The sequence below is a fragment of the Nocardia cyriacigeorgica genome (genome assembly GCF_029868385.1).
GTDB classification, from domain to species: Bacteria; Actinomycetota; Actinomycetes; order Mycobacteriales; family Mycobacteriaceae; genus Nocardia; species Nocardia cyriacigeorgica_F.
Map to the genome: position 1 here is coordinate 142,775 of NZ_JARWNX010000022.1, position 7,848 is coordinate 150,622.

A 7,848-nucleotide genomic window follows, 5' to 3' on the forward strand; every position below is an offset into this window, starting at 1 on the left:
ACGGCGGGCCGACCGTCCTACGGATGGTGCTCGGCGGCCGGTTACGGCGGCTGCGTGAGGCGGGCAATATCTCCAGGGAGGCCGCGGGCGAACACATTCGCGGCTCACATTCCAAGATCAGCCGCATCGAACTGGGCCGCACCCCGATCCGCGAACGCGACCTGGTCGACCTGCTCGCACTCTACGGCGTCACCGACGCGGCGGAACTCGACGAATTCCGCCGGCTCGCCGACGAAGCGGGCACTTCGGGATGGTGGCATCGCGATAACGACTGGCTGCCCAAATGGTTCGACATGTACCTGGGATTGGAGCAGGCCGCCTCGATGATCCGCGCGTACGAGCCGCGGGCCGTACCGGAACTGCTCCAGACCGCCGATTACGCGCGTGCGCTGATCCGACTCGCGCATCCGTCCGAATCGGAGGACGGGATCGAACGCAGAGTGGCGCTGCGAATGCGTCGCCAGGAGATCCTCACCCGCCCCGATCCGCCGCGGCTGTGGCTGATGGTGGAGGAGGCGGCGCTGGCCCGCCGCATCGGCGGGTCGGCGGTGTGGAACGAACAGCTCGACCGGGTGATGGCGGCGGTGGAGCAGCCCAATATCACCGTGCAACTGCTGGCCGATGATGTCGGCGGTCCCGCGCTCACCGAGGGCGCGTTCACCGTCCTGCGCTTCGCCGAGGCCGATCTGCCCGATATCGTCTACATCCAGCAGCTCACCGGCGCACTGTATCTGGACAAACGCGCCGACCTCGATGCGTATCGGGCGGTGGCCAACCAGCTGTCGGTACACGCGACACCGCCGGAATGCACTCCCGGTCTGCTGCGGGCGCTGCGACGGCGTCAGCCGCCGATCCTGCGGCACCCGACCGGCGAGGAGGCGTAACCGGCCGCCGCGGTGGCGTGCCGGGCGAGCAAGGGTAGGGAACGAGCTCGCCGGGCACGCCGTGCACCCGGTAGACGCGGCGAACGAGAACCGGGTGCGGCACCGACGTTAGAACAGATCGGCGTGCGCGGCAGCGCCCGGCGCACGATCTCGGACAATCTCCTGCTGCCGGTGGAAACGGTTGTGAGCGAACACAACTGGCCTATACGGGGAACAGGCTGTGTCTGCGTGGATCGTATTCGGCGACCGTGCCCTTGTCGCGCAGCAGGTGCAGGGCGCGCCGGATCTCGAGCCTGGTGTCGGACGGTTCGATCACGGCGTCGATGTAGCCACGTTCGGCCGCGATCCACGGTGTCGCGGTGGTGGCGTTGTATTGGTCGATCATGAAATCGCGTACGGCCTCACGCTGATCGGCGGGAACCATCGACAGCTGTTTGCGGCCGACGATGCTCACCGCGCTCTGCGCGCCCATCACCGCGATACGTGCGGTCGGCCAGGCCAAGCTGATGTCGGCGCCGAGCTGTTTGCAGCCCATCACCGCATACCCGCCGCCGTAGGCCTTGCGGACCACGACGGTCACGATCGGCACGGTCGCCTCGAGCACCGCCCGGAAGAATCGTCCACCGCGCTTGATGACACCGCTGCGTTCCTCTTCCACACCGGGCAGCACACCCGGAGTGTCGACCACGAACACCAGCGGCAACCCGAAGGCGTTGCAGAGCCGGATGAAATGGGTCGCCTTGTCCGAGCAGCGGGCGTCGATCGCGCCGCCGAGAGCCATCGGCTGATTGGCGACCACCCCGACGCTGCGGCCGTCGACCCGGGCGAAGCCGGTGATGAGATTCGGGGCGGTGGTGGCGCTGATCTCGTGGAATTCGCCGTCGTCGAAGATGCGCAGCAGAATGTCGTGCATATCGTAGCCGTGCGTATCGGAGTCCGGGATGATCGAGTTCAGCTCGAGGTCGGAATCGGTGCGCTCGGGTTCGAGGCCGGGGTTGACGATCGGCGGCTGCTCCAGGCAGCTCGACGGCAGGAAGCTCAGGTAGGCGCGCGCCCAGTCGAAGGCGTCCTGCTCGGTGGCCGCGACATGGTGCACGGTGCCGTTGGCGGCCTGCACGTGGGCGCCGCCCAGTTCCTCCATGCTGACCTCTTCACCGGTCACCTCCTTGATGACCTCGGGCCCGGTGACGAACATGTAGGACTTCTCCGTCGCGATCAGCACATCGGTGTTGACCGGCGCGTACACCGAACCGGCCGCACATTTGCCCAACATGATCGACACCTGCGGGACGAAACCGGACAGCTTGCCCTGTCGGCGGCTCATCAGGGCGTACCAGGCCAGCGAGGTGACCGCGTCCTGGATGCGGGCGCCACCGGAATCGTTGATCGCCACCACCGGGCAGGCGTTGTCGAGGGCGAAGTCGAGGGCGGCGGCTACCTTGCGGCCGAACATCTCGCCCACCGATCCGCCGAACACGGTCTGATCGTGGGCGATGACCACCACCGGCCGGCCGTCGATGCGGCCGCGTCCGGTGACCACACCATCGCCATACATGGCCTCATTGCTCGCCGGTTGGCGCACCAGCGCGCCGATCTCGACGAAACTGCCGGGGTCGAGCAGTGCGCGTACCCGTTGTCTGGCGCTCGGAATGCCCTTGTGCTTGCGTTTGGTGATACCGGCTTCGCCGGCGGGCTCCTCGGCGAGCTCCAGGATGCCCTGAAGCTGTTCCAGCTTTTCTCGAGTACTGCTCATTATCTGTGGATCCAGCCCTTCACGCTCGCCCGCGCCGTAGAACTACCGCGCGGCCGAGCCGTGCGGTGGCGCAGCGCTCGATGCTAACCCGGTCGAGGGCCCGCGCACAGCGGCGGCGCCGATCTCATGGGACACCTCACAGCGGACCGTCTATCGCTCTCGCCGTGACCACGCGGAAATTCCATCGCGGCCGGTCGGATTTTGTGCGTAGTCCCTGACCGGGAACGGCACGCTCGTGATCGGTCCCGAAGGCAGCGGCGAATGCTGCCACCTGCGGCGTCGCGGCCGTACAGTGACCGCGACGCGGCGCCGGGAAATGCGCGGACCGGCGCCGTGTCCCATAAATTTCGCTGGCGTTGTTCGCTGCCCGCGCGGGCCATCCTACCCGCGGTCCGTTATCTGATTGTGATTCCACCCAACGGGCCACTATTGCCCTCATGACTTATCCGATTCCGCTCCGCTCCGGGCAATTTCGACGCCGCACACCGATATCGTCCGATAGTCATGATGGGCACACAGGCGGGCGCGGATATTTCGGGCCTGGAAGCAGAACTCGTGCGATTCCTGATGCGCCGCAGACGAAGCGCCGCCGGCGGTGATATCGCGGCAACGGCGCGCCACTGTCTGGCCGAAGCCGTACAACAGCTGCAACCGCGCGGCGCGCGACCCGGTGCGGGTGCCGCTGCCGTCGCGGGTTCGGCGGTGCGCTGGGCACGGGAGGGGGTCGCACTGGAGACGGTCCTCGGCGCCTACCACGAGGGCATCCGTCAAGGGCTCGAGTTCTTGGCCGACCGCGCCGACACCGACTCCGGTTCGGCGGCGGAACTGCTCGCCGGAACCCAGCTCATGGTCCGGGTACTGGAACTGGTGACGGTGACCGCGTCCGCGGCCTATCTGGACGAGCACCGCCTCGTCGCCCGCGAACATCAGACCGCCGCGCAGACGCTGGTATCGGCGCTGCTCAGCGGCCACGGAGTCGGTGCGCTGGCCAAGCGCACCGGCATCACCGTGGCACCGGCGTATCAGGTGGTGGCGTTGGCGATACCGCCGCATCCGGACGAACACGCGTCCGGGATCGGGGCGGTGTCGGCGGGCAGGCGCAAATTGCGCCGGGTGCAGGCGGCCTTGGCGGCGCCGCTGGGGTCGCGGTCGTTGTCGCTGTTGTCGGCCGACGGCGGAACGGTACTGATCCCACAGGACGCGGCCTCGGCGTTCGCGCCCGCGCCTGCCATGACCGGTGAGGTTCTCGAGGCGGTCGGTGAAGCGGCGGAGGTTCAACTCACCGCGGCGGTGGTCTGCGGCGCCACCGAGCGGATCCCGGAACTGGCCGGGCGCGCGCACGACGTCCTCGACCATCTTCGCGGATCCGGCCATCCACCGGGGCTGTACCGGATCACCGACGGCGGCGACACCGGTGGCTGTGATTGCGCCCAGTCGCCCCGGATGCCGGTAGTCGATCCTCCCAACGACGTGCGAATCGGCCGATCGGCCTGATCATCGGCGCATACCGTGGAATCCGCCTCGTGGCCGGAGCAGGACAGGAGAACGTTGTGATCACCGCGCCGAACGATCAGGTCATCCCGCGTGACCGGGCGCCGATCGCCGAAGGCGACACCGATCTCGCTTGTGACCAACCGATCGCGGAACGTATGCTCCAGCGAATCGCCGTCGACGAAAACCTGCATATGATCTTCTCCTGCACCATCAGTGGCGCCGTATCCGATCCCGCGCCCGATAGTATGCTGCGCGCGAACGTCGACGTGGTCACCCGATCCCAGATGCTCGCGCCGCCGCCGTCCGCGGCACGAAACTCAGTGGCGCCGAGTGAGAACAGAAGCCATGGCGCGCGTCGGGACCTCGCGGTGCGAGCCGGACGACAGCGGTCGAACCGGTGCGTAGTGGCGGTGCCGCGCCGTGCGGAACGGGCTGCTGCGGCCGGATGAACGCACGAATCTCGATGACGGCGGCGGCGATGGCCTTGGTCGCCGCAGTGGGCGCGACTTCCGCAGCGGCTGTTCCGGTCGACCCGACACCACGGGCGCCGGGCACCACCGCGACAACCGAATCCGCCATCACCCGAACATCATTGGTCCGCGTCGAAGTGCTCGGCAAACAGCGCATCCGGCTGCATATCGCCTCCGCCGCCATGCGTCGCGTGATCGCGATCGACACCCTGATCGGCACCGGTCCGGCACCCCGCCCGACGCTGTACCTGCTCGACGGGGTCGACGGCGAAAAGACCTCCGGCTGGCTCACCAAGGGCGGCGCCGACGAATTCTTCGCCGATAAACCCGTCGACGTCGTGCTCACCACCGGCGGCACCGGCAGCATGTACACCGACTGGGTGCGCACCGACGCCGCGCTCGGGCTGAACCGGTGGGAAACCTTCCTCACCGAGGAACTGCCGCCACTGGTGGAAACCTATCTCGGCGCGACCGGCGCACGCGCGATCGCGGGCGTATCGATGGGTGCGCAGGCGGCGATGATGCTCACTCAGCGTCATCCGGGGATGTACCGTGCGGTGGCCGGGATGAGCGGATGCTATTCGACCTCCGACCAATTGGGTCGCGCGGTCACCACCATCACCGTCGCCTCGCGCGGCGGCAACCCGGAAAATCTGTGGGGGCCGCCCTCGTCACCGGAATGGGCCGCCCACGACAGCCTGCTCGGCGCGGAAAGGCTGCGCGGCACCGCGATCTACCTGTCGGCCGCCACGGGCGCACCGACCGGCGTGGATCTGGTCCAGGTGGCGCAGGCACCGGATATCGTCGCGGCGCTGGGGGAGATCGGTGGCGGCGCGGCCTTGGAAGCGGGCGCGCGTTCGTGTACCGAACGACTCGCCGCACGACTGACCGAACTCGATATCCCGGCGACGGTCGAACTTCTGCCCCAAGGCATGCACACCTGGCCGGACTTCCGGGCGCAGCTGCCGCGCACCTGGCCCACCCTCGCGAAGGCGCTGGAACTGCCGCACTGACTCCTCAGTCGGCGAAGCGCACCTCCGCGGCGGCATAGCCGAAGAGTTTGCGGCCGTGTGACCGCGCCTCGATGGCGACGGTGCCGCGCCGACGATGCGGATCCAGCGAGGTGATCCGGCCGCCGAACTCGATCGGACTCGACGCCAGCGCCGGTATCCGCAGATAGTGCGTGTAGTGGGCGAACTGGGCCCGCAGGCGGGTCACCGCGGCGGGGTCGCCGAGCCAGGAACTCAGATAGCCGGCGGCGAGACCGAGCTTGAGCATGCCGGGGGCGACGACCGTCGGCAGCCCGGACTCGATGGCGGTGCGTTCATCGAACAGCGCCGGATTCGCATCACCGGTGACACCCGCGTAGTTGACCAGATCGCCACGGGACAGCCGCAGCACCCTGGCGGGCAGTGCGGCACCGACCCGCAGCGTCGCGGGATCGACCGCGATACACGGAGTATGCCGCGGCCGCATGACACCCACCGTGTCCTGACCCGCGGCGGTGATGGTGCCCGGCACGGGTTCGGCCGGGCTGTCGGTCATCGCCACCCGGTGGACCGCTTCACCGAGTCGCGCGGATTCGCCGGTGCGCGCCAGGAGCGCGGTGGATCCGGTCTGCACCACCGCGCCGCGCACATCGGTGAGCACGCTCTTGATCGCCATCACGTCGTAATCGGCGAAATGACGGAACGATTCGAAATAGATATCGCAGGTGAGTTCATCGCCCGCGACCAATGGCCTGCCGATATCGATCACCTGATCGGCGTGCAGAATCCGGGCCGGGTCGTAGCCGGTGAGGACGGTGTCCAGGATTTCGCGGTGCACCCGCAGCAGAATGATCGACGCGAAGGTCGGCGGTGCGATCAAGCCGGGGTAGCCGAGCGCGGCCGCCGCGGATTCATGCCAGTGCGCCGGATGCCGATCCTGGACCGCGCGGGCGAATTCGCGGATCTTCTCCCGGCCCACGATGTACCGGTGCGCCGATCGGTATCGATGGTCGAGCAGGGCCCGAACCTGATCGGCGGGTGCGACGGTGGTTGCTGCCTCGGACATCTGTGCTCCTCGGGTTCGCTCGGAACGGAATTCGGCGGGCGAATATCAGCGCATCGGCCCGAACACCCAGGCGAGGGCGGGCACGTGGTCGGGGGTGACCGCGGCCGCGACCGGGACACCTGCGGCGGCGAAACTCGCGACAGCGCGGTCGATATGGTCGGCGGAAGTCACCACGACAGCGTCGCTTGCACCGAGGTCGTGCATGATCTGCGCCGAATGCTGCGCGTTCTGCACGGTATCGACCGCGGCCGGATCGAGGTGGATGCGCTCGGCCGCGATACCGTGCCGGACCAGCCAGTCCGCCATCGCGACGGCCTCACTGATGCCGTTGCGCGGATTGCCGCCGGTGACGATGATCGGTGAGGCCGGTGCCAGCAGGGCCTGGACGTATCCGGTGCGTAGCCGGTCGATCAGCTCCGGGCGCATGGTGCCGTCGGCGAGCAGCCCGTAACCGAGCACGACGATTGCGGTGCCCGGGCCGTGGACCTGAGCCAATGGGCCGGACACGAACTCGGCCGAACCCGTCGACTCGGCAACCGCGGCGGGCGGGTGCAGTCCAGCGCCCAGCACGGCGGCTGTGCCGAGCACCGCGAATGCGGTGAGCCGGAGGATCGGTCGCCTGCGGTGGGCCCTGATTTCCGAATGTGCGCGGGTCGGCGATGCCATCGAATCGAACATGGGCGCTCCCAAGAATGTGCCGGGCGGTGACCACCGGTGGCGGGAAAGGTATTTCCCCATGATTCGACACCCGGCGGCGAATACGCGGTGATTCGCTGGTTATCTGGAGGATTCACCGATTTCCGGCGCACGTTTTCGTGTCGGTGCACGTGGCGTTGTGCGCCAGACCCTGTCGGTGGGCTGCGCCGCTGTGAGATTCACCGTGCGTGATGCGCACGTCGACCGACTGTGTCCGGTCCCTACTGGTGATCGGCTTCGTTCGTGAGGTTTCCAGAGACCGCTTCCGCACCGCGGTTTCGGGGTCGCGCGGTCTTAGCGTTGGCGCAGTTTCCGTGCCGCCGACCGGATGTCGGCGCTGTCGCTGGAATTTCGACGTTCAGGAAGGCTTGTTATGCGGTGGAGTGTTTCGCGTCGTGTGTTGCGTGCTGCGGTGGTGGCGGGTGCTGCGGTGTTGGTGGTCGGGTTGGTGGGTGGGCAGGCGGTGGGTGTGCCGTCGGAGCGGGATTTGGCGGAT

Annotated in this window: 7 protein-coding genes; 4 read left to right on the forward strand and 3 right to left on the reverse strand. The window is 67.9% G+C overall.

Annotation, left to right across the window (positions count from 1 at the left end; genetic code table 11):
- The first annotated feature begins 23 nt into the window (after nt 1-23).
- Entirely contained in the window at nt 24-884 is an 861-nt protein-coding gene (locus QH168_RS03195; RefSeq protein WP_280232875.1) for a helix-turn-helix domain-containing protein, read from the forward strand.
- Nucleotides 885-1,086: 202 nt separating this feature from the next.
- Here QH168_RS03195 and QH168_RS03200 read toward each other — a convergent pair whose 3' ends face one another.
- Nucleotides 1,087-2,637: an acyl-CoA carboxylase subunit beta gene (locus QH168_RS03200; protein ID WP_280232861.1), complete on the reverse strand. Its 1,551-nt coding sequence runs from the start codon at nt 2,635-2,637 to the stop codon at nt 1,087-1,089.
- Nucleotides 2,638-3,141: 504 nt separating this feature from the next.
- On the opposite strand from QH168_RS03200, the gene QH168_RS03205 reads away from it, so the two are divergent.
- Genes QH168_RS03205 through QH168_RS03215 form a run of 3 tightly spaced genes read left to right on the forward strand, consistent with a single transcriptional unit; the run spans nt 3,142 to nt 5,614 of the window.
- The gene (locus tag QH168_RS03205; RefSeq protein ID WP_280232862.1) at nt 3,142-4,131 is read left to right on the forward strand and encodes a transcriptional regulator; all 990 of its coding nucleotides are present in this window, start codon (nt 3,142-3,144) and stop codon (nt 4,129-4,131) included.
- A 56-nt stretch (nt 4,132-4,187) separates the two neighbouring features.
- Entirely contained in the window at nt 4,188-4,580 is a 393-nt protein-coding gene (locus QH168_RS03210) for a hypothetical protein (RefSeq protein WP_280232863.1), read from the forward strand.
- Nucleotides 4,577-5,614, forward strand: coding sequence for an alpha/beta hydrolase (locus QH168_RS03215; protein WP_280232864.1), 1,038 nt, complete (start codon nt 4,577-4,579; stop codon nt 5,612-5,614). Before QH168_RS03210 ends, QH168_RS03215 begins: the two co-directional genes overlap by 4 nt.
- A 4-nt stretch (nt 5,615-5,618) precedes the next feature.
- Here QH168_RS03215 and QH168_RS03220 read toward each other — a convergent pair whose 3' ends face one another.
- Entirely contained in the window at nt 5,619-6,656 is a 1,038-nt protein-coding gene (locus QH168_RS03220; protein ID WP_280232865.1) for a fused (3R)-hydroxyacyl-ACP dehydratase subunits HadA/HadB, read from the reverse strand.
- Nucleotides 6,657-6,701: 45 nt separating this feature from the next.
- Nucleotides 6,702-7,322 carry a YdcF family protein gene (locus QH168_RS03225; RefSeq protein ID WP_280232866.1) on the reverse strand — a complete coding sequence of 207 codons (621 nt, stop codon included), beginning with the start codon at nt 7,320-7,322 and terminating at the stop codon, nt 6,702-6,704.
- Nucleotides 7,323-7,848: the final 526 nt, after the last annotated feature.

Bases quoted from the DNA above. Each gene is read 5' to 3' on its own strand.
- QH168_RS03200 (WP_280232861.1), bottom strand. From the start codon at position 2,637: ATGAGCAGTACTCGAGAAAAGCTGGAACAGCTTCAGGGCATCCTGGAG.
- QH168_RS03195 (WP_280232875.1), top strand. From the start codon at position 24: ATGGTGCTCGGCGGCCGGTTACGGCGGCTGCGTGAGGCGGGCAATATC.
- QH168_RS03220 (WP_280232865.1), bottom strand. From the start codon at position 6,656: ATGTCCGAGGCAGCAACCACCGTCGCACCCGCCGATCAGGTTCGGGCC.
- QH168_RS03205 (WP_280232862.1), top strand. From the start codon at position 3,142: ATGATGGGCACACAGGCGGGCGCGGATATTTCGGGCCTGGAAGCAGAA.
- QH168_RS03215 (WP_280232864.1), top strand. From the start codon at position 4,577: ATGAACGCACGAATCTCGATGACGGCGGCGGCGATGGCCTTGGTCGCC.
- QH168_RS03225 (WP_280232866.1), bottom strand. From the start codon at position 7,322: ATGGCATCGCCGACCCGCGCACATTCGGAAATCAGGGCCCACCGCAGG.